This window comes from Pseudanabaena sp. FACHB-1998, assembly GCF_014696355.1.
Classification (GTDB): domain Bacteria; phylum Cyanobacteriota; class Cyanobacteriia; order Pseudanabaenales; family Pseudanabaenaceae; genus Pseudanabaena.
In genome coordinates, this window is record NZ_JACJQA010000033.1 from 210,324 (window position 1) to 233,291 (window position 22,968).

General features: G+C 41.6%; 23 protein-coding genes and 1 tRNA gene. 11 read left to right on the plus strand and 13 right to left on the minus strand.

The features are described from left to right. Positions 1–222: 222 nt before the first annotated feature. Entirely contained in the window at positions 223–1,479 is a 1,257-nt protein-coding gene (locus H6F42_RS14775) for a glycosyltransferase family 4 protein (protein WP_190400123.1), read from the plus strand. 107 nt (positions 1,480–1,586) lie between these two features. Further along, the gene (locus H6F42_RS14780) at positions 1,587–2,732 is read left to right on the plus strand and encodes a glycosyltransferase family 4 protein (RefSeq protein ID WP_190400124.1); all 1,146 of its coding nucleotides are present in this window, start codon (positions 1,587–1,589) and stop codon (positions 2,730–2,732) included. 45 nt (positions 2,733–2,777) lie between these two features. Here H6F42_RS14780 and H6F42_RS14785 read toward each other — a convergent pair whose 3' ends face one another. Together H6F42_RS14785 and H6F42_RS14790 are read right to left on the minus strand one after the other, a co-directional pair. After that, positions 2,778–3,131: an iron-sulfur cluster assembly accessory protein gene (locus H6F42_RS14785; RefSeq protein WP_190400125.1), complete on the minus strand. Its 354-nt coding sequence runs from the start codon at positions 3,129–3,131 to the stop codon at positions 2,778–2,780. 39 nt (positions 3,132–3,170) lie between these two features. Continuing rightward, positions 3,171–3,383, minus strand: coding sequence for a hypothetical protein (locus tag H6F42_RS14790; RefSeq protein WP_190400126.1), 213 nt, complete (start codon positions 3,381–3,383; stop codon positions 3,171–3,173). Positions 3,384–3,676: 293 nt separating this feature from the next. Here H6F42_RS14790 and H6F42_RS14795 point away from each other — a divergent pair, with 293 nt between their 5' ends. The 5 genes from H6F42_RS14795 to mtnA all read left to right on the plus strand — a co-directional run bounded on the left by H6F42_RS14795 (position 3,677) and on the right by mtnA (position 12,218). Next, positions 3,677–4,858, plus strand: a complete 1,182-nt coding sequence (locus H6F42_RS14795; protein ID WP_190400127.1) for an LL-diaminopimelate aminotransferase — start codon at positions 3,677–3,679, stop codon at positions 4,856–4,858. Between the two features lie 354 nt (positions 4,859–5,212). Further along, positions 5,213–9,370, plus strand: coding sequence for a pentapeptide repeat-containing protein (locus H6F42_RS14800; RefSeq protein ID WP_190400128.1), 4,158 nt, complete (start codon positions 5,213–5,215; stop codon positions 9,368–9,370). 58 nt (positions 9,371–9,428) lie between these two features. Continuing rightward, complete coding sequence (locus H6F42_RS14805; RefSeq protein ID WP_190400129.1) at positions 9,429–9,839, plus strand: DCC1-like thiol-disulfide oxidoreductase family protein; 411 nt, start codon at positions 9,429–9,431, stop codon at positions 9,837–9,839. A gap of 158 nt (positions 9,840–9,997) precedes the next feature. Further along, a complete protein-coding gene (locus H6F42_RS14810) occupies positions 9,998–10,867 on the plus strand; it encodes an aldose epimerase (RefSeq protein WP_190400130.1) in 870 nt (289 codons plus the stop codon). 259 nt (positions 10,868–11,126) lie between these two features. Further along, the gene (mtnA, locus tag H6F42_RS14815) at positions 11,127–12,218 is read left to right on the plus strand and encodes an S-methyl-5-thioribose-1-phosphate isomerase (protein ID WP_190400131.1); all 1,092 of its coding nucleotides are present in this window, start codon (positions 11,127–11,129) and stop codon (positions 12,216–12,218) included. A gap of 70 nt (positions 12,219–12,288) precedes the next feature. Here the strand turns inward: mtnA and H6F42_RS14820 are convergent, their stop codons facing one another. The 5 genes from H6F42_RS14820 to H6F42_RS14840 form a co-directional block, all read right to left on the minus strand. Then, on the minus strand, positions 12,289–12,774 hold the full coding sequence (locus H6F42_RS14820; protein ID WP_190400132.1) for a pentapeptide repeat-containing protein: 486 nt from the start codon (positions 12,772–12,774) through the stop codon (positions 12,289–12,291). Positions 12,775–13,083: 309 nt separating this feature from the next. Then, the gene (locus H6F42_RS14825) at positions 13,084–13,194 is read right to left on the minus strand and encodes a photosystem I reaction center subunit VIII (protein ID WP_071590184.1); all 111 of its coding nucleotides are present in this window, start codon (positions 13,192–13,194) and stop codon (positions 13,084–13,086) included. A 113-nt stretch (positions 13,195–13,307) separates the two neighbouring features. Then, a complete protein-coding gene (locus tag H6F42_RS14830) occupies positions 13,308–13,781 on the minus strand; it encodes a photosystem I reaction center subunit XI (protein WP_190400133.1) in 474 nt (157 codons plus the stop codon). A gap of 155 nt (positions 13,782–13,936) precedes the next feature. Then, the gene (gene nth / locus H6F42_RS14835; protein WP_190400134.1) at positions 13,937–14,596 is read right to left on the minus strand and encodes an endonuclease III; all 660 of its coding nucleotides are present in this window, start codon (positions 14,594–14,596) and stop codon (positions 13,937–13,939) included. An 86-nt stretch (positions 14,597–14,682) separates the two neighbouring features. Then, positions 14,683–15,669, minus strand: coding sequence for an SPFH domain-containing protein (locus tag H6F42_RS14840; protein ID WP_190400135.1), 987 nt, complete (start codon positions 15,667–15,669; stop codon positions 14,683–14,685). 442 nt (positions 15,670–16,111) lie between these two features. Between H6F42_RS14840 and H6F42_RS21945 the strand changes: the two genes are divergently transcribed. Then, entirely contained in the window at positions 16,112–16,981 is an 870-nt protein-coding gene (locus H6F42_RS21945) for a peptidoglycan-binding protein (RefSeq protein ID WP_190400136.1), read from the plus strand. A 72-nt stretch (positions 16,982–17,053) separates the two neighbouring features. Then, on the plus strand, positions 17,054–17,833 hold the full coding sequence (gene fetB / locus H6F42_RS14850; protein WP_190400137.1) for an iron export ABC transporter permease subunit FetB: 780 nt from the start codon (positions 17,054–17,056) through the stop codon (positions 17,831–17,833). A gap of 69 nt (positions 17,834–17,902) precedes the next feature. Here fetB and H6F42_RS14855 read toward each other — a convergent pair whose 3' ends face one another. From H6F42_RS14855 to H6F42_RS14865, 3 genes are all read right to left on the minus strand, one after another. After that, positions 17,903–18,448: a sterol desaturase gene (locus tag H6F42_RS14855; protein WP_190400138.1), complete on the minus strand. Its 546-nt coding sequence runs from the start codon at positions 18,446–18,448 to the stop codon at positions 17,903–17,905. Between the two features lie 271 nt (positions 18,449–18,719). Further along, on the minus strand, positions 18,720–19,166 hold the full coding sequence (locus tag H6F42_RS14860; RefSeq protein WP_190400139.1) for a hypothetical protein: 447 nt from the start codon (positions 19,164–19,166) through the stop codon (positions 18,720–18,722). A gap of 121 nt (positions 19,167–19,287) precedes the next feature. Next, a tRNA-Arg gene (locus H6F42_RS14865) sits at positions 19,288–19,361 on the minus strand. Positions 19,362–19,394: 33 nt separating this feature from the next. On the opposite strand from H6F42_RS14865, the gene H6F42_RS22155 reads away from it, so the two are divergent. Further along, positions 19,395–19,520: a hypothetical protein gene (locus H6F42_RS22155; RefSeq protein ID WP_277873873.1), complete on the plus strand. Its 126-nt coding sequence runs from the start codon at positions 19,395–19,397 to the stop codon at positions 19,518–19,520. Between the two features lie 4 nt (positions 19,521–19,524). Here H6F42_RS22155 and H6F42_RS14870 read toward each other — a convergent pair whose 3' ends face one another. Then, on the minus strand, positions 19,525–20,439 hold the full coding sequence (locus tag H6F42_RS14870; protein WP_190400140.1) for an ABC transporter permease: 915 nt from the start codon (positions 20,437–20,439) through the stop codon (positions 19,525–19,527). A gap of 40 nt (positions 20,440–20,479) precedes the next feature. Then, a complete protein-coding gene (gene ftsE, locus H6F42_RS14875; RefSeq protein WP_190400141.1) occupies positions 20,480–21,253 on the minus strand; it encodes a cell division ATP-binding protein FtsE in 774 nt (257 codons plus the stop codon). A gap of 635 nt (positions 21,254–21,888) precedes the next feature. On the opposite strand from ftsE, the gene H6F42_RS14880 reads away from it, so the two are divergent. Beyond that, the gene (locus H6F42_RS14880) at positions 21,889–22,461 is read left to right on the plus strand and encodes a response regulator (protein WP_190400142.1); all 573 of its coding nucleotides are present in this window, start codon (positions 21,889–21,891) and stop codon (positions 22,459–22,461) included. Between the two features lie 47 nt (positions 22,462–22,508). On the opposite strand, the gene H6F42_RS14885 is transcribed toward H6F42_RS14880, so the two are convergent. Next, positions 22,509–22,892 carry a pentapeptide repeat-containing protein gene (locus H6F42_RS14885; protein ID WP_190400143.1) on the minus strand — a complete coding sequence of 128 codons (384 nt, stop codon included), beginning with the start codon at positions 22,890–22,892 and terminating at the stop codon, positions 22,509–22,511. Between the last annotated feature and the right edge of the window lie 76 nt (positions 22,893–22,968).

The window sequence follows — 22,968 nt, forward strand, 5'->3', positions numbered from 1 at the left end:
TTATCTAAGTTAACCTAAAAACCGCGCTAAGTTCTTCCTAGCTTTTGATAATGTAATTGCTGAAATTGAAAGAAGAATCAGTCAGTCTAGAATTAAGTAATATATAAATTTAGAGACTAACATGTTTAAATTATATATTTTTTTGACAGACTTGGTAATTCAAAGATTTTACAACTCCGAGCAAATCACCTATATTAATTTGTGTATTAATAAGATAGATTTATGAAGACTCTTTTCTTGATCAAACAAAATCACTCACTGTATCCTCCTATTGGTGGCGCTTCATTGCGAAATTGGCAAAACATTAATGTCATGTTGAAATTTGGTGATGTTGGAGTTTTTTTTGTAGTCAATGATGTTGAGCAAAATATTGAAGTCCCCCCAAGGTTAGCACTGTGGAATGTTCAGCATGTATTTGAACGAAAATTGTCACTTACTGAAAAGCTAGGTCAAATTGGGCAACAGTTCAAATCTCTGTTAACTCGTGGACATCCATTTACTAATACGAGTTCTATTTGTTCGCCTAAAATGATTGAAGAACTGGAGCGAACGTTAGAGACATTTAAGCCTGATATAGTGATTTTTTCCCAGATATTTTTAGGCTCTTATCTTCCCATACTTCAAAAATATCCTTGCAAACTTATTCTTGACGCACACAATGCAGAAACTCAATTGTTTCGAGAAAATATCAAGATTAAGCCTGTAGATGGTCTTAAAGCAAAGCTTAAAACCAATATTGAAATAATTAAAAGTGAGATAATCGAACGCGAGTTAGTGCGCGATACGGATCAGGTGTGGACTTGTGGAGATCAGGATATTATTACACTGCAAAAACTTACTCCCAAACCAATTAAATCTTTTACAATTCCCAATGGAGTAAATACAGAATACTATAAAGATCTGCAAGATCTTCTTCCGAATTTGCCAGAGGGATTAAGGTTGTGTCCTTGGAATCTGTTATTTCCTGCAATATTTGACTATGAGCCAAACTTTCAAGCAGCTCATCTACTTATAGACGAAATATATCCTCAACTTAAAAAACAGTATCCAGAATGTCAGTTGTTATTAATAGGTTCCAAGCCAACTGAATATATGCTCTCGATGGCAAAAAAAGATCCATCAATTATTGTTTCAGGAAGAGTTCCTGACATGAGACCATATTTTGCTGCCGCCAGCACTGTTATTGTGCCACTTTTGCAGGGTAGTGGAACGCGTCTCAAGATATTAGAAGCTTTTGCTTCAGGTCGTCCTGTAGTCAGTACTTCTAAGGGATGTGAGGGCATAGAGGCTATTGATGGAGAACACCTGCTCATTGGTGATACTACTGAGGCACTAGTAGCTAGTGTAGGTAAAATATGGGCTGACAGAGATCTAAGCGAAAAGATTTCTCAATCCGCTTTCAAATTATTTGAACAGCGCTACTCTTGGGAAGCCGTGAGTATAAACGTTGGCAATGCTCTTAAGGATTTAAACATTTAAAATGTAAAGAATAGTATTTAGACATTCATGTCGATCGCGTTTTATATTTTCCCTATCTATTCAGCTATAATCTCTAGCCTTTAAACCTTATTATAATTCAAGTAAATATGGGTAGTAACCTAACAGTTCTGGCTATTACTGAATCATCTATGGGACACAAAACTTCTAGTGTTAGGATGAGTAAATATTTTGCATTGTCGTGCATTCAGGTTGATGTTTACTGCGATAATCAGGATAAAGAGGTATTAGTTCGTGTCATTAATAAGCTACTAAGTTTTAGGATTCCTATCAAATTTATAGACGATCGCAACTTAGACTTCTTTCGTATTCGCGCCCAGCTTGGCTATGCCTTATTGACTCGCAGACTAATTGATAGAAAGACTAAACACAAAAAGTATAATGTTTTGTACATGCATACTCAACCTTTGGCTTTTCTAGCATTAGATGTGATGAAAAAGATACCTACAGTAGTGAGCATTGATATGACTAATGTTCAAGCTTCGATAGAGGGGAAACATCATAAATACAATTGGACATATAGTCCGAATATATTTATGGAAAAGTTAGTTTATAACCATGCTACTAAGATCATAACTTTAACAGACTGGGCTAGAAACTCTGTTATTAATGATTATGGAATCCATCCTGACAAGGTAAAACATTTGCCTCCAGGGGTAGATACAAAGCTAGTAGTTTTTACCAATCGTGAAAATAGGTCAAGACAGGTTCCGTATAACCTTCTATTTATTGGAGGAGATTTTAAACGGAAGGGTGGGGAAGATGTACTAGATGTTTTTTTGAAGAATTTTACTGACAAAGCAATTTTGCATATTGTTACTTCCGAATCAGTTAAGTGTGAACATCCGAATGTGCGAATATACAGCAATGTTCAGGCTTACACACCTGAGTGGCTTGATTTATATCAACAGGCTGATGCTTTTGTGATGCCAAGTTATGCGGAGGCGTTTGGATTAGTCTTTATTGAGGCGATGGCATCGGGTTTGCCTGTGATCGCTTCTAAACTAGTACAGACAACTGAAATTGTGAAGGATGGGGAGACAGGTTTTTTAATTCCTGCTGGCGATCGCGAAGCATTAGCGAATAAAATCCAGACTTTGATTGATAATCCGAGTTTGAGTCTCGCCATGGGAAAGAGAGCCAGACAAATTGTCGAGTCAGATTTTGATAGTGATAAGAACTTTCAAGTTTTGGAATCTATTTTTAGAGAATTGAGTGCAGCTAACAAGCAATAAAAAAAGAGAGCCTTGCTAAGCAAGGCTCTCTTTTTTTATTGCTTGTTAGCTGCAAGCTACAGGTGCGCCAATTTCTTTGGGAGTAGCAAAGGAAGTACCGCAACTGCAAGACTTGCTGGCGTTAGGGTTACGGAAACGGAAGCCTCCCCCTAATAGATCTTCGGTATAGTCTAGTTCTAAACCTTGTAACTGAGGCAAGTTACTATTGTTAATAACAATTTTCACCCCATTATATTCATACTCGTTATCATCAGACTCTAGTTGTTCCGCAAAGTCCATCAAGTACGACAAACCAGAACATCCGCCTTGCTTAATGCCTAAACGTAAAGGAGCGGAGGTGGCTCGTTGAGTTTGAAGATTTTTGACGCGAGCGATCGCTGCATCAGTCAATGTAATCATACGAAATTTCTCTATATACTAATCGTGCTACGTGCCATCTTAGTCTTCTAGTAAGACAAGTGCAATACTCGCTAAGGAAACATTAGTGTAACCAGCAACTTTGACCGCTTTGTAAAGAGGTTTAGTAAGAGGACATTTATGCACGCCAAATAGACGTATACCCTGATCGAGAAGAAGTCCTGTTTTGAAATGAAAGTTGCGATGTAACTTTACGGCTTTTGCTAGTTTTGACTTGGCTTTACAGCAACCCATAGATTTTCTCCAATTAAGTTTGATTTATGACCACTACTCCCTCTCCCCAAGGATTAGCGTTGCGGCGCTTCGCGCCGCAACGCTAATCCTTGGATTTTAATGTCTATTTTTATACTGGAAAGGTAGTATCTCTATGTTAACGCAAGCAAAAAAGAGTTGTGGGATCTATGGCAATGCAAGAGATCGGCTAATTATTAAAGATAAATGGCGGCGCGAAGCGCCGCCATTTATCTTTCGGGTTTTAGAAAGTTAGTTAGCGTAAGATTGTTTGTACAACGATTTATTCCTACCCTATGCAATTTGCCGATCGCCTTCAGCCTTTACAATCAAATGTGTTTGCCGATATGGACAATGCCAAAATCCGTGTCAAAGCTACAGGCAGGCAAGTAATTGATTTATCTCTGGGTTCGTCGGACTTACCCACTGATCAATTTATTTTAGAGGCGATCGCCGAATCACTAAATGATACGAGTACTCACGGTTATTCTCTATTTAGCAGCACGCAGGATTTTCGGAAAGCCGTAGCCTCATGGATCCAAAGCAAATTTGACGTAATTGTCGATCCTGAAACGGAAGTATTACCTCTCATAGGTTCACAGGAAGGAACCGCTCATTTACCTCTAGCATTGCTTAATCCTAATGATTTTGCGCTCTTACAAGATCCCGGATATCCTTCCCACTATGGTGGTATCCATATGGCTAGTGGTCAAGTTTATGGAATGCCATTACTAGCAGAAAATAATTTTTTACCAGTACTTGAAGATATTCCTGAAGCAGTATTGGCTCAGTCGAAAATGATGGTTTTGAGCTATCCTCATAATCCGACGACGGCAATGGCTTCCCTTGATTTTTTCGAGTCGGCAGTCACTTTTTGCAAGAAGCATAATCTTGTATTAGTTCATGATTTTCCCTATGTGGATTTGGTCTTTGACGGCTCGCCTCAGCCTTCTGTTTTACAAGTAGATCGCGATCGCCAAGTTAGCATTGAATTTTTTACAATGTCTAAGTCCTACAACATGGGCGGCTTTCGAGTCGGTTTTGCGGTCGGCAATCGGGAATTAATTAAAGCTCTCCGCCAAGTCAAAGCCGTAGTTGATTTTAATCAATACCAAGGCATCATGCGCGGAGCCATCAAAGCCCTAGCAGGCGATCGCGCTCCGATTGAGAGGATGGTCAACACATTTAAAGAACGTCGTGATGTCATGCTCGAAGCTTTGAATGCGATCGGTTGGCAAATTCCTAACCCAACTGCCACGATGTATCTCTGGGCAAAGCTACCTGAACGCTATACCCATGACTCAGTGAAATTTTGTCTAGATATGATCGAATCTACGGGTGTAGCCCTTTCTCCGGGGGCAGGATTTGGCAAACATGGGGAAGGCTATGTACGTTTTGCATTAGTACATCCACCCGAAGTTTTACGTGAAGCTGTGACTAAAATTAAACAGTTTTTTGACAAAGAAAAATCGATATAAAAATACTCCCCAGTGAATCATTAATGATGCACGGCAGAGCAGTGCATCACTAATGATTCACTGGATAATATCTTGCTTAGTCAAGGCACTTGATACAAAGCAATTTGGCTTTTGTTAAGATTATCTTAAGTTTTGCAAGGGTTTACAGTATTGATGCAGATAAAAGTCTAAAATGCAGTCTTCTCTAGGCTTTAGCTAAAAAAACTTAGACAGAAATGTTTAAGTTCTGTTGAAATCGTAATGATGTTGTTGCTAAGCTATAGATTGGATAATCACATATAAATGAAACAATGTGATCTAACAGCTCAAAGTGCCTAGTGGTGCAAGCCCGAAAATAAAGGTGAGGATTGATTCATGGCTTCTAACGGAAATAGCCCAAACAAAGGACAAGGCGCTAACGAACCAGATCATCAGCCATTGGAAACTGATGCTGCAAACGTTGACTGGATGATTATATCCGATATTAGTACGCGAATTGGCGTACCTTCAAAGGCAAAAAAAGAAGCTACTCCTCCCCCTAATAATTCACCTGTTCCATCAGCTAAAACTCAACAATTAAATGATGATTTAGAAGATCTCGAATGGTTAAAATCTATAGGATTAGACGAACCCATCGAGCGATCGCCTAATTCCAAGATAACGGCAAATAGTCAAAATAAAAGTGACGATGTAGGTAACATTGACTGGCTGATTGTAACCGATCTCAAAACTCGAATGGACGAGCCGAATGTTCCATCCCAAGTCATCACACCTCCCGCAGAATTAAACTTAGCTGACGAATTAGGCGACGCTCTAGGCATAAACGAGCTAGATTTTTTTGGAGATTCTAATTTGTCAGAATTAGAATCTTTAGATTTTGGAGATTCTGATTCTCCCGTAGATGATTTTGATGTTAACGACTTACTTAATGAAATTGATATTACTGAAGGTAAAATTAGAGAGCTTTCTCAATTAGCCGAGGAACATTCAGGCAATGATTTATTCGATTTAAATAATGCGTCTTTAGATAATCTGTCAACTGATAATGATTGGGATCAAATTGCTAATCTCTCTAATGAATTTAATTTTCAGCAAGATCTTCAAACCTTTGAAAATGATAGCTTAGACAGTGTCAGTGATTCTTTTGTTAGACCCACTAAACTTGCAAAAATTGGTAAGCCTGAGTTAGACAATTCGGTAAATTCAGCAGAAGAATTTATTGATAGCTCTACACCTGACAATGTTTATGAAAATTTTGATGATTTCCAAAATGAATTCATTGGTGATGAGGTAGCAGACGAGTTAGTAAATGAATTAGCTTTAGACCAATCAGTTGCTGATGACTATGCTGACAAAGTTTCTCTGGACAGTTTCGTAGCTGATAACGAAGCATTTGTTGAACCTCAAGAATTAGGTGAATCCCCTGTCAGTGAAGACCTTGACGGCTGGGTTGAAAACGATCTGGGGAGTGAAGATATTGACGGCTGGGTTGAAAACGATCTGGCAGAAGAAATTGTCGGGAAGCGTGATGAATTCGATGATTTTGAACAAGTTCAACTTTCTGCTCCAGTAGATTCCCTTGCGATCGATGATGAGATTTGGGCTAGCTCATCTACCTTGGAAAATGAGTCAAGTTATATTGATGCTGATGCTGATAACCCTTTTGCCAGTGCGTGGGAAGCTAATAATATTGACCATGGGGGCAATGTAGATGATGCCATCTGGAATACATCTTCTAGTAATGACTCTGATGACCTATCTCATACAGCTATTGAAAATGTCTTCGCCTCATCGGAAGAGTATATCGGTGGAGAAACTAATGATTTAGAAGACTGGAGTGCTGCCATAGAGGCTGAAATCAGTGTCAATAATGAAGCTAGTGTTGAGTGGAATCAAGAATATAACGAGCCACAGGATTACTCAGTCAATAATGAAGCTAGTGTTGAGTGGAATCAAGAATATAACGAATCAGCAGAATACTTTACTCCCCCCGATGAATCTGTTATCCCAGAATCCGCAGGAGACTTACTAGAAAACAATTTAATAGAAGATATAGCTGATTTTTCAGAGGCTGCGAATGAGCCTGAAAATTTACATGTTTCCGAAGAAACTTATCCCGACTATTCAATTAGTCAAGATTATAACCTCAGTAACCTTGATAATGAGATAGACTCCAATTCCGATTGGGAAAATTTTAGCGATGCTATCGGTGAGCAGTTTACGCCCTCAGAGTTTTCTACAAGTCTTGAGACCTTTGATAATCAAGCTCTCGAACCTATATCAGAAGATATCGCTTCAAGCGATCGCTTAACCGATGATCTAGATAGCAGTCTTACTAGTTATAATGATTTAGGGAGCATCGATAGTTTTATTGATGAGAATTTCGATCTTGATGCTTTTGACGAAGAAAGTTTTCCAGAAGTAACCTCATCAGATCTTAGTAATCCCAATATCGCGACAACCCTAACTTCTAACCGCAGTAATCCACCAGTCGATGACTTCCAAGATTCTGTAGAGTCACCTGATATGGCGATCGCTAGAGAATATATCGGTGATGTTGAGATCGCCATTGAAGAATCATTAGAAACCGATCCTTTTGAAGAAGCTTTAGCAATTGATTTATTAAATGGAGATATATCTGGAATAGATAATTTTAAGCAACCTCCTGTAGGCATGGGACTTCCACCAGTTCCTCCATCTCCCAATTTGGTTCCAAACTCAGCTTCATCGGCGAGTTTTGCTATAGATACTAACGATCACGACTTTTTAGATAATTTTGATCTTGATAGCTTAGATACCGAGTTAACTGGAGATGATTTTGACTCTGGTTTTGCTCCCGCCAAAATCTCTACGGGGCTTAACGTCCAATCTCCACCTCCTCCTATTGCTCCTTTAGCGCCTCCTGTAATTAAGCAGGAGAATATAACTTCACCTTCACTCATTAATCCGCCACCGCCACCACCTTTTCTACCACCCCTACCCCCCAAGCGATCGCCCCATCAAAGTAAGCCGCTTTCTCAACCTCCAACTAGCCCTAATTTATTAAGTAATCCTCCTGTGAGTGGATTGGGGCATGATGACTTTGATAGTTTTCATGGGCAATCCCTCAGTAGCAGGTCAGAGGGTGCAATTGACGAAGGTTGGACGGATTTACTGGATGCCGATACTGTACTTTCGGGAGTCTTAAACACACCTACTCAGCCCTATGGTGATATGGGTGGAAGTATGCCACCTAGTAGTGGTAATAGTCGCGGTAGGAGTGCTGGTAATTCTACTGGTAGCTCTCCACAGGCAAGAGAACATCGCCCGTCTCCCAATCCGAAGCGGAAAGATACAGGTTTACCTAATCTAAACGATCTGGGATTGGAAATTCATGATGACAATACGGATTGGTCGGGATTACTTGACTCAGGGGATTTGTCAGACAATATTACAAGCATCAGTAATACTAGTACTCAATTACCTCCGCGCAGTCGCCAGGTTCCCGTCCGTTCAGATTTGACGGGAGTTAGTGAAACCAGAGAATTACCACGCGATCGCCGCCCTATGTCTAGTTTTGGCGATGCGACTCAGGCGAGAATGTCAGCACCTCCCGATCAAATAGATTTTAATCGATTTACTGAAGATAACTATGGTTCCTATGGTAGCGAACCACCCGTAGAGAAAGATCCAGCCCCAAGTCCGAGTCGGACAAAAATCACGATACCCAGTGTTAGCATTGAATCACTGTGGCAAGATTATCTCAAATTTCCTGTGATTGGCTTAGGGGCGATCGCTGGGGCGTTTTTACTTTATAGTCTTGTCAATAGACCCATTTTTGACTTGGGATTACGTTGGGGACTATTTAAGGATGCGAGTGGAAAAGACTTCAGCAATGCTGATTTCAAAGGCGCAAAGCTAGATAATGTGGACTTTAGCAAGGCAATTCTCACGGGTGCAAAGATGCAGGACGCTAGCCTCATCGGTGCAAATCTCCAAGAAGCAAATCTGGATGGAGTGAATTTTACCAATGCCAACTTAAGCCGAGCAAGGTTAATTCAAAGCAGTGTGATTTGGTCAGAATTCAAAAATGCCCAAATGAACTTGGTTGATTTAGCGGGGGCAGATTTGACCCGTTCTAATTTTAGCGGTGCGAAAATGGAAGGAGCCAATCTAAAGGGTACAAAAATTGGCGCTCAAGGCACGGAGAAAGCAACTAAATTTAGTCCTACCACTCTATTAGCTTGGCAAATTGTGAACGAGCCAAAGGAAGGTCGCAACCTTGCTGATCAGGATTTATCAGGCTTAAATCTTAGCTTCACCAGTTTAAGACGGGCTAATCTTACTAATGTGAAGCTTAATTACACTGATATGACTGGAACGGATTTGAGTGGAGCAAATCTCAGTGGTGGTCAGATTAATGGGGCAAACTTAAGTGGCTCAAAACTGAATGGGATCAACCTTAGTGGGGTGAATTTTGATAAGAATAAGCTGCCAAAAACCGATGAGGAAACGGTTTGCCCTAATGGTAAAAAAGGTCCTTGCAAATTCTAGAATCCCCTAAATAAAGAGACGTTTTACGTCTCTTTATTTAGGCTAAGGAGCGAACTATATGTTCTATGTTGTCATTTATGACGGAAATTGTAATCTCTGTGCTAACTTTGTGAGCATTTTAGAGAGAAGCGATCGCGGTAATCTGTTTAGCTATATTCCGATGCAGGACGAAGAAGGTTTGCAGCAGTTTAATGTCACTGCTGCGGATTGTGAAATGGGAATGATTTTAATAGATGGCAATCATCCTGAGAGAAGATGGCAAGGCAGTGAAGCCGCCGAAGAAATTTTGCAGTTATTGCCATTAGGTAAATCTCTGATTACCGCTTATCGCGCAATTTCTCCACTCAAAGCTTTAGGAGATGCGACATATATTCAAATTCGTGATCATCGCTATAGGCTATTTGGAAAACGCGATCGCACTTATCACACGGCTTATCCTGTTGGTTGTGCCGCCCAAAAAAAGGTATAGAAATGCAAGCCTTGCTTAGGAATAAAAGTGACGGAGCGAAGCGCCGCCACTTTGAATATTGGTTTTTGAATTGCTACTGCAAAACACCTAATGACGTAGCCATTTTGTGTTTTGCTATAAAGTGGAAAATTACCCAATAAAGTTACAAGGTAAAATTTGTGTATACAGTTTCCTCTCAGCAAAAGCAATACAAAACTTACGTTCTGGCGGATGATGCGGCAAATTCGCAAATCGAAGTTGTCCCTGAACGAGGTGGCATAGTCATTAGCTGGCGCATTAATGGGCAAGAAGTTTTTTATCTTGATACGGAACGCTTTGCACATCCCGATCTCAGTGTGAGAGGGGGGAATCCGATTCTATTTCCTCTCTGCGGTAACTTACCCAATGACACCTATAGTGTCGAAGGTCAGGAATACAAAATTAAACAGCATGGGTTTGCCCGTGAGCTACCTTGGACAGTTACGTCTCAGAGCAATGATGGCAAGGCAAGTCTAACGATCGCTTTGTCTAGCAATGAACAAACTAAGTTAGTTTATCCCTTTGATTTTCAATTGGCTTTTACCTACGAATTGCAAGGCAATACGCTCACAATTCAGCAGGAATATCAAAACCTCTCAGCGATTCCAATGCCCTTTTCTTCGGGATTTCATCCATACTTTTTATGTGGTGATAAGAATCAGATCGAGGTGGAAATTCCTTCTGCTAAATATGAAGACAATCGCACCAAAGAGAACTTTGATTTTGATGGCAAGTTTAACTTCGATCAAGATGAGATTGATTCCGTATTTGGGAATTTGTCGAGCCGTTCTACCTCTGTGACCGATCACGATCGCAAATTGAAAATTGCGATTGATTATGATGATTTTTATACCTATCTCGTTTTTTGGACTGTGAAGGGCAAAGACTTCTATTGTTTAGAGCCTTGGACTGCTACCCGCAATTCCTTAAATACGAAGGAATATTTAACGGTGTTAGCTCCTAATGATAGCTGTAGCACCAAAGTCAGCATCACTGCTAACTTTTTCTAAGCTATTTAATACAGCGCTTTACGCTCAAACCCAAACCAAGAAAAGATGTAAAAGCGTTGCTTTGCAACGCTTTTACATCTTTTTGTAAATGTAATTTGTAAATGTAAGTGGCGGCGCTTCGCGCCGCCACTAATTTTTTCATGGGGCGACAGCTATACTTAGTTAACTTGAGTTCGATCTAGCCATTTTCTCCCTGCTTTACAGGGAGAAAATGGCGCAAAATTGACTTTAATTAACGAAATTATCTGAAAGAGGGTTTATGAACTCGACATATAAAGCATTTTGGTTGGAAGGTGGCGATTTGGTGGTGATCGATCAGACGCTACTTCCCTTTAAATTGGCGACAAAAACCCTCAAAACTAGTGCCGACGCGACATTGGCGATTCAAGATATGACTGTGCGGGGCGCAGGCGTAATTGGTAATGTGGCAGCTTTTGGTGTTTACTTGGCGGCGCGAGAAAGTCAAGGCGATCTGGAAAAAATTAAGAATCTCGCTGCGGTAGTGAGATGCGCCCGCCCCACGGCGGTGAATTTGATGTGGGCGGTCGATCGCATGATTACAGTTTTAGAAAAGGCGGCTAGTAAAAAGCTTGATTTAATCGAAGTTGCTCTCAAGGAGGCGATCGCCATCGCTGATGAGGATGTCATAGGTACGCGCAACATCGGTAAATTCGGCTGTGAGTTAATTGAGGCGATCGCCAAAACTAAGCCCAAGGGTGAACCCGTAAATATTCTTACCCATTGCAATGCAGGATGGTTGGCGATCGTCGATCGCGGCAGTGCCTTAGCGCCAATTTATGAAGCTAGCGATCGGGGTCTCAATATTCATGTATGGGTTGATGAAACCCGTCCACGCAATCAAGGCGCAAATTTGACCGCTTGGGAACTTGGACAATCCAAGATTCCCCATACCCTGATTGCGGATAATACGGGTGGTTTATTAATGCAATATGGCAAGGTGGATCTGTGCATCGTAGGAACCGATCGCGTAACTCGCAGTGGCGATGTTGCAAACAAAATCGGGACTTATTTAAAAGCTCTAGCCGCCTTTGATAATCAAGTTCCCTTTTATGTGGCATTGCCCAGTTCCACCTTTGACATGCACATTGTGGATGGCCTTAAGGAAATTGCGATCGAAACCCGTAGTGCGGACGAAGTGCTTTATATGCAAGGTTTACAGGATAATGGTGAACTGGGCAAAGTGAGAGTTGCACCTTTAGAAACCTCAGCTTTGAATTATGGATTTGACATTACTCCTGCCAAATTAGTGACAGGTCTAATTACCGAACGCGGTATTTGTGAAGCCGCCGAAACTGCAATTTCGGCAATGTTTCTGGATTTGATTCCCTAGAAAGTTTTTCAAAAACCTTACTGAATTTGCTTTAGCAAAACGAAAAAAGCCGCTTTGCGGCTTTTTTCGTTTAATCACATTCCAAAGATTCTCTCGTACTAACACCTGTTTTAGAATTTATTCCCTTCGCCTTAGAGCATAACCACTTGCGCTGACTGCCATCCATGATGGCATCCGTAAAATCAGCACCATCAATATTCACAAAGTCAAAGGTACTCCGCAGAAGAATTGTCTCGACTAAGAGCGCATCCGTTAAATCGGCTTTAGCAAAATCCGCTTGATCTAACAATCCGCTAGAAAAATCAGCCCCCTTAAGTTTGGCATTGCGTAAAATTGAAGCACTAAAAACCGAGCCTCGTAAGTCCGCATTTTCAAAATTTGCCCCTTCCATATTGGCATTGGCAAAGCCCGACCCCGCTAACATTCGTCCCGAAAAATCTCGTCCTTTTAACTGAGCATGGCTAAAGGATAAGGTTTCAGCTTGAGTATCAAGAGGCGCAATCAATAAACAGGCGATCGCCACTAAAGTCGTAATTGCCAAGCGAAGGTAGGACATAGATGTAAGACAAAATATAATCTCTTTATATTACTCCTTAGCAAAAACAAAGAAATACTGCGCGAAGCGCCGCTTTTCTTCAGACCCAAGAAGCAAGTGACGACACGAACCGCCGCTACTTGCTTCTTGGGTCTTAGTTTGTCCCAATGCAAGTGACTACAGCTATAAAAAACCAAAAGAGAGATGCCGTGCAAAGCACAACATCTCTCTTTTTGGTTTAGGCGATCGCCTAGAAAATATTGAATATGTAATAAAAACGATTTACAGATTACAAATTACTGTAAAAACTATCTCTCAATTAGCTCTCAATTAGTTCTCAATGTAGTTGAGAAGTAAACCCATAGTTGCGATGGGAAGGATTACGCCAATAAGAGGCACAAAAATGAAAGAAACGTAATAATGTGCGTAGTATCCAGTCATGGTTATGATTTCCTTGAATAAGATGAAATTATTGTGGGAATTGATCGGGCTTAAATTTAGAAAAATTTTGAGTTAACAGGATTAACACCAAAAAATCAAACCTAAAATCAAACCTAAGACCAGAGCAAACCGCCAAACTTTTGGAAAGGCTCAAGGTAGTTAAGGAAGTATGCAAATGCAGCACCACCAGCGCCACCAAGCAAGAAACTACCAGCAAATTCACTCCAACCAGCAGCAGAGCTTAATTCTTCAGGAGCATCCACAGCAGAGCTAGATTGCAACTTAGTTACAGTCTGACCATATAAGGACAAGCCAAGGGTCAAAAGCACCACAGAGGCAACAGTTGCCAACAAACCAGCAAGGCTACCTAATTCGGTATTTCTGAGGGGACCAAGTAAAGCAAAAGGTCCATAGATGAAGTAGCCATGAGCCATGCCAATTTCTAGACCGCGACGGCTAGCAGACAAGCCTTTACGGTAAGCAGGAAGGTTACCGATAAAAGCTTTAACAATTGCCGAATCGCTGATTGGGGTAGACAAATTCCCTAGTTGGGGATCGTTCTTGAAGGGTTTTACAAAATCTGTCATAACTCTTTATTAAGTAAAGATTGCAGGGAGAATTTTGTCTTCATTTTAGGGAATAAGCGCTGATGTCACAGCATAAAAGATAGTTATCTTTAGAAAACTTCACAACCAATGCTTGTGAGTACCAAATAAAAGAGGCGGCGCGAAGTGCCGCCCTTTTATTTGGGGATTGCTACCGATGGGCATAAATCCGCAAGCTCGCAGCGATCGCAGGCTGGCTTACGGGCCTTGCAAACGGCTCGACCGTGATAAATCACTCTGATTGACCAATTTTCCCAGTCCCGTTGGGGCAGTAACGACATCAGATCGCGTTCAACCTTCACAGGCTCATCAAATTTAGTCAGCCCCAATTTTTTGGTAAGACGCTTTACATGGGTGTCCACGGTGACACCTGCATTAATTCCGAAGGCATGAGCCAAAACTACATTGGCAGTTTTGCGGGCTACTCCCGACAACTTGAGCAGGGAATCCATGGTGTTCGGGACTTGTCCATTAAAGTCTCGCACAATCATTTCACAAGCCCCACGAATATTTTTGGCTTTATTGCGATAAAAACCTGTGGAATGAACTAATTCCATTAATTCATCCAGATCGGCATTCGCAAGGGCGATCGCATCGGGAAATCTCGCAAATAACTTAGGCGTTACCATATTCACCCGTTCATCGGTGCATTGAGCAGAGAGAATCACCGCAACTAATAGCTGGACAGGTGTTTCATAATCTAGCGAGCAGGTTGCGTCAGGATATAGCCGCTTGAGACGGATCAAAATTTCATTAGCTCGAATTTTTTTAGATGAACGTTTGGTAATAATTCCCATAATTAGCGCATTACACCGATAATTCGCAGTTTAGCATTCGCCCATGTCTGAATAGATAGTTAATAGGGCGTTGCCCTGTTAACTATCTATTTATGCCATTCCTTTGTTGGGGAATCGCCCTGATCAGGACTATCCACCATTGATTTCAGCCCCTCTAGAGTCGCAGGGATCGCACGAGGGTCCATAAACATAACTTTGCTACTGCCGCTAGAACCGATCGCTGTACCCATCGAGATATAGCTTTGCGCTAGCAAAAATTGCAGAGCCTCTTGAGCTTGGGGATTGCCCTTCATGGATTGCAAAAGTACCTGCATCGCCTGAGCCGTACCTTGCGCCTTTAGCACCTGTTCCTGACGCTCCGCCTCCGCCCGCAAAATCCGTGATTGCTTCTGACCTTCAGCTTCAAGGATCGCCGCCTTTTGTGAAGCTTCGGCATTGAGCAATTGCGAATCCGCTAAACCTCGCGCCTTATTAATCGCCGATTCCCTTTCCCCTTCGGAAGTTAGAATTGCGGCTCTTTTTTTGCGTTCGGCAGTCATTTGCAATTCCATTGATTCTTGCACCGCTTTAGCTGGCAGAATGTCCCGTAGCTCTACCCGCGTCACTTTTACACCCCAAGGATCGGTGGCATCATCGAGATCTCGCAATAAAATTTCGTTAATTTTGCTTCTGGCGGTAAAGGTTTCGTCCAGCTCTAGGCTACCTAGCTCAGCGCGAATCTGGGTAAGGACAATATTGGTCATCGCTTGGCGCAAATTTTCCACCCGATAAAAGGCTTTTTCCATATCGACAACTCGCCAATAGACGACTGCATCCGCAGTAATGGCTACGTTGTCACGGGTGATGCATTGCTGGGGTGGAATATCTAATACTTGCTCTTTGATGGAGCCTCGATAGGAAACCGTATCAATAAAAGGAACGATGAAGTGCGGCCCCGCAGGTAATTTGCGTTTGTATTTACCAAAGGATGCGACCAATGCTTCTTCGCCTTGGTTAACTATTTTAAAGGAGGTACTGCCTAAGCCAAAAAATACACTTGTCCCAACGACAAAGCTAAACAAGAAGTCAATCATATTTTTCCTGCATTTGCTCAATTTCCATCAATAATACCCCTTATATAGCTGTAGTCACTTGCTTGAGGACAAATCAAAACCCCAGAAGCGAGTTGCGGCGCTTCTGGGGTTTAAGAAAGCCTGAAAGGCAAAATAAATTATCCAAACCCATAAAGTTACGCCCCTGCGGGGCGTAACTTTATGGGTTTGGATTTGTAATTAGTTATGCTCATCTACTTCCTTACAAAAAACAGCATTTTCTGACATTTACTGATTTTTTCCATACAATATTTATAGGGCTTAAGCAAGTCCAAAGAAATTATTAGCTTTGGGTTTAGACATGGCGCGAGCAAAGCCCACGCCATGTCTGAAAGTCTCGAATAATTTATAGGGCTTAAGCAAGTCCCACAAAGTTATTAAATTTTGATGAACCTGTTGGCATTTTTTAGAGAGGCGGAATTGTATGGAACTTGTTGCTTATCTCCATAGTGAAATGCTTTGCGAACGTTTACAGCAAGGCGAATCTATCGATCAGAACTTAGATTGTCAAATGCTCGATGCGATCGCCAAATCTTCGCACCATGCTAAATCAGTCTTGTGTGTAGGATTAGCCGCAGGAGCGATCGCCATGAACGTGATGCCGATCGCAGCCTTTGCCTATAGCCAAGGAATTGCTGACGTACAGCAGCTATTAGCTCGACGTGGTTTTAATCCAGGAGCTATTGATGGAATTAAAGGATCAGCCACTACGGAAGCGATCATTGCCGCCCAAACATTTTATAAATTAGAAGCCGATGGAGTCGTTGGAGCGCAAACCTTGGCAGCTTTAGATAACGATACCTACGAAGCTGAATCTGTGGCTGTAGCAATTCCTGTTAGCCAAGTTACATCTAGCAATTTCGATGCAGTGAAGAACTTGCAGCAATTGCTAAGCGATCGCGGTTTTTATGGTGGTGCGATCGATGGAATTTCGGGTCCAATGACCCAAGAGGCGATCATTCTGGCTCAGAAAACCTATGGGCTAATCGCGGATGGTGTTGCTGGTTCTTTGACGATTCGCGCATTAGAAGCGGATACCAATGTCGATGCTAACAATGTAGCGAAGGTGGAAGTTAGCTATAAAGAAGCCAACAATTCCCAAGGATCTGAAGTTTCTTCTTCTTCGATCAAAGAAGGTCAAGTCCTTTTGAGTAATCTCGGTTTCTATGATGGCGCAATTGACGGCATTCAAGGCTCAAAAACTACGGCTGCTATTAAAGAGGCTCAAGCCTTTTATGGCATACCCGTCGATGGAGTGCTTGGTTCTCAAACCTTAGGTGCATTGCAGTCATAGGAAAAGAGAGAGGATGGTGCGAAGCGCCATCCTCTCTCTTTTATAATTGCATGGATACATAATGCTCCTTCTATGAATGCAGTCATCGATCTGAATATTCCCAAAATGGCGATCGCCCTTGGCATGGTAGCGATCGCCATTAGTTTTTCTGTCTGGCAAAAGTTGGCGATCGAAAAGAATCTCTTAATTGCCACTTTTCGCAGCATTATCCAATTGATTGTCGTGGGATTTTTGCTAGATGCTGTATTTGAGATCAAGCAACCTGTAGTAATCCTGTTCATTATTTTATTGATGAGCTTGATGGCGGCTCGCGAAGCTAAAAATCGGGTGCGGGAGAAAGTGCCTTACATTTTGCCGATCATGTGGGTATCAGTAATCGTTGGCACTTTAGCAATTCTTTTCTACACTACTTTTTTAGTAGTTCAGCCCAGCACTTGGTACTCGCCGCAATATTTAATTCCGTTGGCGGGAATGATTTTAGGAAATTCGATGAACGGAGCAGCGATCGCAGCCGAGCGCTTTACGCAGGATTTAGTCAAGCGATCGCAAGAGATTGAGACACATTTATGTCTAGGAGCAACACCCCAGCAGGCGATCGCTAATTACCAATTCGATGCAATCCGAGCCGCGATGATTCCAACCATTAACGTGATGATGGTGGCGGGAGTTGTTTCTTTACCGGGCATGATGACAGGGCAAATTTTGGGCGGGGTTTCGCCTTTATTAGCTGTGCGCTATCAATTGGTAATTTTATTCGCGATTACTACAGCAAATTTAATTACTGCTCTAATTCTCACTAATTTGGTAAGTCGTCAGTTTTTTACTACATCCCAGCAACTCAAATTACCGTAGTCAATAAAATAGATTTTGGTGCGGCAAAGTCGCACCAAAATCTATTTTATTGACATATTTTTATAGCAATTAAACTCCCACAGTTTCTCGATTAATTTGCTTGAACTTGCGCCGCACAAATCTCAAAAAAGTCAACCATTTTTGAGCAGGATAATCATAGAAAGAAAAAATATCTCCATAGGCTGCAAAAGCATTTTGGTGATGTAGCCAATGCCTTTCAGGAGTTGTAATAAATAATAAATCGCAAAAATATTTAACTGGTTCAGGAGTTTTCCATTCGAGAATCGAAACATGTCTCCAAACCACATGAAACTCGCCTAGCAAAAGTCCAATTACCGTACCGATCGCGGAAAATTGCCAAAGCCAAGGTGTAAATATAAAGTAGGGAACGGCTCCCAAAATACCGTCTAATAATACGAGAGGATTTCTAGTTAAAACCGCATAATGAAGAAAACTGCGATTTTTACCGTGATGCACAATGGTATGAAATTTACCAAATACATGTTCGGGAACATGATAGAAAAATGTTGAAAAGAAGTCGCCTAGCAGAAGTAACAACAATGTTGTTGAAATAGCTTTAATCAATTCTAGAGTAACTTCTAAAATAACTTCCAAAGTAAATCCTCAAAACTTGGTTTAAGCCTAAAAGATGAAGTTAAAGTTCGGTTTATAGCAAGGTTAAGAATCGAATTGAGGGGAGCAAATGTACTTGAATCGACCATAAATCGTTAAATTAATCTTTAGATCGCCTTAACACAACTTAACAAAAAGAAGTCTGTGCAAAGCACAGACTTCTTTTTGTTAAGTTGTTGCCATTCTTGTTAGGACACCAGATCAGAAGCGAGTTGAGGCACTTCGCGCCTCAACTTGCTTCTGGAGTTTTAATTCACAAAGTGTCGTCACCCTTTTGTGAATTGGTATTAGCTAGGCGATCGCTTAAAAAGCGATACCACTTTGCAGCAATATCAATATCTGTAAATTGAATGCTGGGCATTTCGCCAGTTTTAAGTACTAATTCCAACAAGATTTTTTTTGCTTTTAAGGGGAATTCCGCATCCTGTTCATCAAAGAACTTACTATCAATCCGAAATCTAATTCGAGCTATATCTTGCAGTAAAACCGTTTGTAAATCTTTGGGATCTTTGCGAGTAGGTTTGCCCCAAGTAAGGCGATCGCCGTGCTGTCCCAATACGGCATAAATATCATATTTATGTCGTTCAAATTGAGTTGCCCATCTTTTATAGGACTCGATTTTTTGGTATTCATTCCAGCCTGACCACGCTAGCCAAAAGAAAACTACTAGCAGGGGCAACCACAATAATCCACGTTCCATTGTTTCAGCTTATCAAAGTCAAAGCCATGATACCAAAACCCAAGAAGAGAGTTACGCCGCTTTACGGCGCAACTCTCCTTTAGTACAAAAAAATGGCGTAGCCATTTTTTTGTATTAGTAACGAGTATGGAGGGACTCGAACCCCCGACCCTCAGAACCGGAATCTGATGCTCTATCCAACTGAGCTACATACCCATATTGCTAGCAATCATACCACAGCAGCAGGCTATGGGATATAGCGCAATTATTGATTCTGACATAGCTTTTCAACTACGAGATGCTCTGCCCTGTGAACCCGTTTTGGTTAAGGGAAAACAGGAGGCGATCGCAATTTGGCGAATCTTTGTTAATTAATTTGCTAGTTAAAGGAAAAACGCCTTACCGCAAGCAAACTACCGACTACACCAATCATTGCTCCAAAAATAGCTAAGATTGCAGGTAGGAGGAACTGCACTCGTAAATCTGTAGTTAAGCCTAGAGCTAGGGATTTAATTAGTTCAGGTTGATTCATGATCGTCTCACCCAAGAGATTTAAACTCAACATCAACATGAGATAGGCTGTCCCTGCACCCGCCACCCCAAAGACCACACCTTGCAAAACAAAGGGGAAATAGATCCAAGTTGAGGTCGCTCCCACCAATTGCATCACCTCAATTTCGCGTCGTCTTGCCAACACGATCAGACGGATAGTAGTGGTAATTACGGCGATCGCAATGACTGTAAAGATAGCGACGATCGCCACACTGCTATTACTCACTGCACGGCGTAATTGTCCAATGCGCTCCACCACCTCATTGGTGTACCACACCTCATTAACCCCCTTTAATCCCGAAATCCGCTTCGCAATATCAGGCACGCGATCGCTAGATACCGCCCGTACTTTAAATTCATCCACCAACGGATTTCCACCTAATTGTTGGGTCGCTTGACTGAGATCGGTTTTACCCAGATCCTTCATCAGATTTTGCCATGCGTCTTCTTTAGGAATTAACTTGGCTGAAGCAACGCCTTCCACCAGCAATAGACGCGACTGCATCGACTCGCCGACCGTATTTTCATCTAAATATACTGAAATTTCTAATTGGCTGCCTAACTGCCCTAGGACATTTTCCAATTGCCAAGAAATTTGTAAACTTGCCCCAAACAAAAACAACAACACCGCCACAGTGCTTACTGCTGCCCAATTCATCCAGCCACCGCGCCGCAAGCCGAGCAGAGTCTCGCGTAACAAATAGTCAATTTTCGTAAAGAAGCGAACGACGTTTTGAACCATAGCGTTGGGGAAGGAAAAAGAAAAAAGTCAAAAGCTAAGCCTAAACAATATAACCATTTTGCAAATGCAACACAGGATGATTAGCGGCTCGCACCAACTGCTCATCGTGAGTAGTTAACAGCACAGTCACACCAAAGGAATTTAGCTTTTTTAAAATCTTAATTACTTGCCATGCATTGTCGGGGTCGAGATTACCCGTTGGCTCATCGGCAAGAACGAGAGGTGGCGTATTCACGATCGCCCTTGCAATACTAGTCCGTTGTTGCTCGCCGCCTGATAGCTCTTCAGGGAAACAATTAGCTTTATGTGATAAGCCCACCATCTTTAGCGCAGGTTGAACACGGCGCTGAATTTCTTTGTAGGTATAGCCTTGCGCCATCAACACAAAGGCTACATTCTCGGAAACAGTACGACGCGGCACCAGCTTATAGTCTTGAAAAACGATGCCAATTTTGCGGCGCAGCATCGCTAAATTATTACCCTTTAAGCCATTGAGGTTAAAGCCATTTACCAGCACCTCCCCATCGGTAGCTTGCTCTGCGCCATAAAGCAGTTTTAGTAATGTCGATTTACCCGATCCTGAATGACCAGTAATAAATTTAAAATCCCCTTTATATAATTCGAGATTGACATCTCTTAAACCGACTGCGCCGTTCGTGTAAGTCTTACGCACATTTTCTAGTTTGACGATCAGTGGCTTTTGTCCATTGGGCTTGGGGCTTTCTGGCTGATGATTAGTGGGGCGATCGTCGTTATTCTGAGTTGTACCAGATTTATTAGATAAGGGATTTACTTTAGTTGGCAGTTTTAGCATGGGCGATCGCTTTTATATTCTTTAAAAGCTGAGCATAGTTAACCATGCCCAATCTTGGTACTTGAGATTATACAGACCTCGTCAAGCGATCGGCATCGGCTATACAGCTTTTTGAATAGGAATAATACCAAAACCCAAAATGGCAAAGCCATTTTGGGTTTTGGTATTATTCCTAAAAGTAGAGTTGCGGCGCAACTCTCTTTTAGATTAGCCAGAAAATTGTGGCAACTTTGCCATGACAAGGGCTGTATGTGCTAAATTATTGCGGTTAAATTATTACCTGCTCTAGATTCCTATTCCAGCAATTTCCGAACAAACAAAGCACAAGAACTTTTTTGAAAGGGTTGCTTTGCAACCCTTTCAAAAAAGTTCTTGATTCAGATTTGAGCGCAAAGCCCTGTAATCAGCCGCGATCTGTAGTTGAATTGTCCTGAGCATGAGATATCATGAGCCAAATTTAACAAAAACTAGTAAGCTTTTATTCATCTGGTACTTTTACCTTAAAATCAAAGACTTGCGATCGTTTAAATAGATTCGCTATCAGTGGGCAATGTAGTAACCGAAGGAACCATCTCATAGGAACCAGCTCATAACATATATGTCTATTCACCAAACCAACTAAGGGGTTATCAGCAGTGGCAGCTCACAAGATACTAGTGATTGATGATAGTCGCGTAATCCGTAATATGGTGCGTGATATGCTCCCGCCCGCAAATTTTGAGGTATTAGAAGCCGCCGATGGCATCAAAGGCTTAGAGATGATTCATCAGGAAAAGCCTTGGATGATCATGCTCGACTTTTTATTGCCTCGCATGAGTGGCTTTGAAGTTTATGAAACCTTGCAGCAGAGTCCCGAATTAAGCCGTATTCCCTTAGTCTTGATGTCTGGACGTAAGGAAGAAGTAACGAGCAAAATTTCCGAGCCTTTTGAAGATAAGTATTTAGTATTTATTGAAAAGCCTTTCGAGCAGAAGGAACTAATTACAGCCATTAAACGGGCTATGGTTTTAGTCCAAAAACGTCCTCCTGTTTCCGTAGTTCCCACAAGTACAACTGTAGATACCCCTGCCACCGAAAAGACTGATGATGCGTTGATTAAGCGGATTGAAGAGCTAGAAGCAAAGTCCAAGATTTTGGAACAGCAAATAGCTACCCAACAAAAGCAATTCCAACAACTCGTAGACTTTATCAAGAAAAAAATAAAATAAAAATTGGTAAATCACCAATAGAAAAGGGAGGTAAAACTTACCTTTTTCTATTGGTGGATGGAGCCATCAGGCATAGTTGCACCTGATAATTTTGCCTTTTCTAGTTTGGCAAGACTAAGATCGGCTTTGAGAAGATTTGCTCCCTGTAGGTTGGCATGACTAAGATCGGCTCTGGTTAAAATAGCTCCTCTCAAATCTACTTTTTCTAAATTGGCATGGCTGAGATCTGCCCATGCGAGGTCGGCTCCTCGCAAATCAGAGCCACTAAAGTTAATTTTGGCTAAGATGGATTCGCTAAGATCGATGCCATGCAGCGATATGTTTTGCATATCCGATTCATGGAGATGGGTTTGCTCAAAGTTACGATCGCCTTTGGTGTAGCGATCAAGCAATTCAGCTTTAGTTAAGGCGGCATGAGAAGGGAATGTCATATGCAAAAGTTTTATATTTAGTTTTATATTTAATTTTATATTTAATTGTTCAGGCTACTGCCTCCCCCTAAGAATT

Bases quoted from the DNA above. Each gene is read 5' to 3' on its own strand.
- H6F42_RS14775 (WP_190400123.1), top strand. From the start codon at position 223: ATGAAGACTCTTTTCTTGATCAAACAAAATCACTCACTGTATCCTCCT.
- H6F42_RS14780 (WP_190400124.1), top strand. From the start codon at position 1,587: ATGGGTAGTAACCTAACAGTTCTGGCTATTACTGAATCATCTATGGGA.
- H6F42_RS14785 (WP_190400125.1), bottom strand. From the start codon at position 3,131: ATGATTACATTGACTGATGCAGCGATCGCTCGCGTCAAAAATCTTCAA.
- H6F42_RS14790 (WP_190400126.1), bottom strand. From the start codon at position 3,383: ATGGGTTGCTGTAAAGCCAAGTCAAAACTAGCAAAAGCCGTAAAGTTA.
- H6F42_RS14795 (WP_190400127.1), top strand. From the start codon at position 3,677: ATGCAATTTGCCGATCGCCTTCAGCCTTTACAATCAAATGTGTTTGCC.
- H6F42_RS14800 (WP_190400128.1), top strand. From the start codon at position 5,213: ATGGCTTCTAACGGAAATAGCCCAAACAAAGGACAAGGCGCTAACGAA.
- H6F42_RS14805 (WP_190400129.1), top strand. From the start codon at position 9,429: ATGTTCTATGTTGTCATTTATGACGGAAATTGTAATCTCTGTGCTAAC.
- mtnA (WP_190400131.1), top strand. From the start codon at position 11,127: ATGAACTCGACATATAAAGCATTTTGGTTGGAAGGTGGCGATTTGGTG.
- H6F42_RS14820 (WP_190400132.1), bottom strand. From the start codon at position 12,774: ATGTCCTACCTTCGCTTGGCAATTACGACTTTAGTGGCGATCGCCTGT.
- H6F42_RS14825 (WP_071590184.1), bottom strand. From the start codon at position 13,194: ATGACTGGATACTACGCACATTATTACGTTTCTTTCATTTTTGTGCCT.
- H6F42_RS14830 (WP_190400133.1), bottom strand. From the start codon at position 13,781: ATGACAGATTTTGTAAAACCCTTCAAGAACGATCCCCAACTAGGGAAT.
- nth (WP_190400134.1), bottom strand. From the start codon at position 14,596: ATGGGAATTATTACCAAACGTTCATCTAAAAAAATTCGAGCTAATGAA.
- H6F42_RS14840 (WP_190400135.1), bottom strand. From the start codon at position 15,669: ATGATTGACTTCTTGTTTAGCTTTGTCGTTGGGACAAGTGTATTTTTT.
- H6F42_RS21945 (WP_190400136.1), top strand. From the start codon at position 16,112: ATGGAACTTGTTGCTTATCTCCATAGTGAAATGCTTTGCGAACGTTTA.
- fetB (WP_190400137.1), top strand. From the start codon at position 17,054: ATGAATGCAGTCATCGATCTGAATATTCCCAAAATGGCGATCGCCCTT.
- H6F42_RS14860 (WP_190400139.1), bottom strand. From the start codon at position 19,166: ATGGAACGTGGATTATTGTGGTTGCCCCTGCTAGTAGTTTTCTTTTGG.
- H6F42_RS22155 (WP_277873873.1), top strand. From the start codon at position 19,395: ATGGGATATAGCGCAATTATTGATTCTGACATAGCTTTTCAACTACGA.
- H6F42_RS14870 (WP_190400140.1), bottom strand. From the start codon at position 20,439: ATGGTTCAAAACGTCGTTCGCTTCTTTACGAAAATTGACTATTTGTTA.
- ftsE (WP_190400141.1), bottom strand. From the start codon at position 21,253: ATGCTAAAACTGCCAACTAAAGTAAATCCCTTATCTAATAAATCTGGT.
- H6F42_RS14885 (WP_190400143.1), bottom strand. From the start codon at position 22,892: ATGACATTCCCTTCTCATGCCGCCTTAACTAAAGCTGAATTGCTTGAT.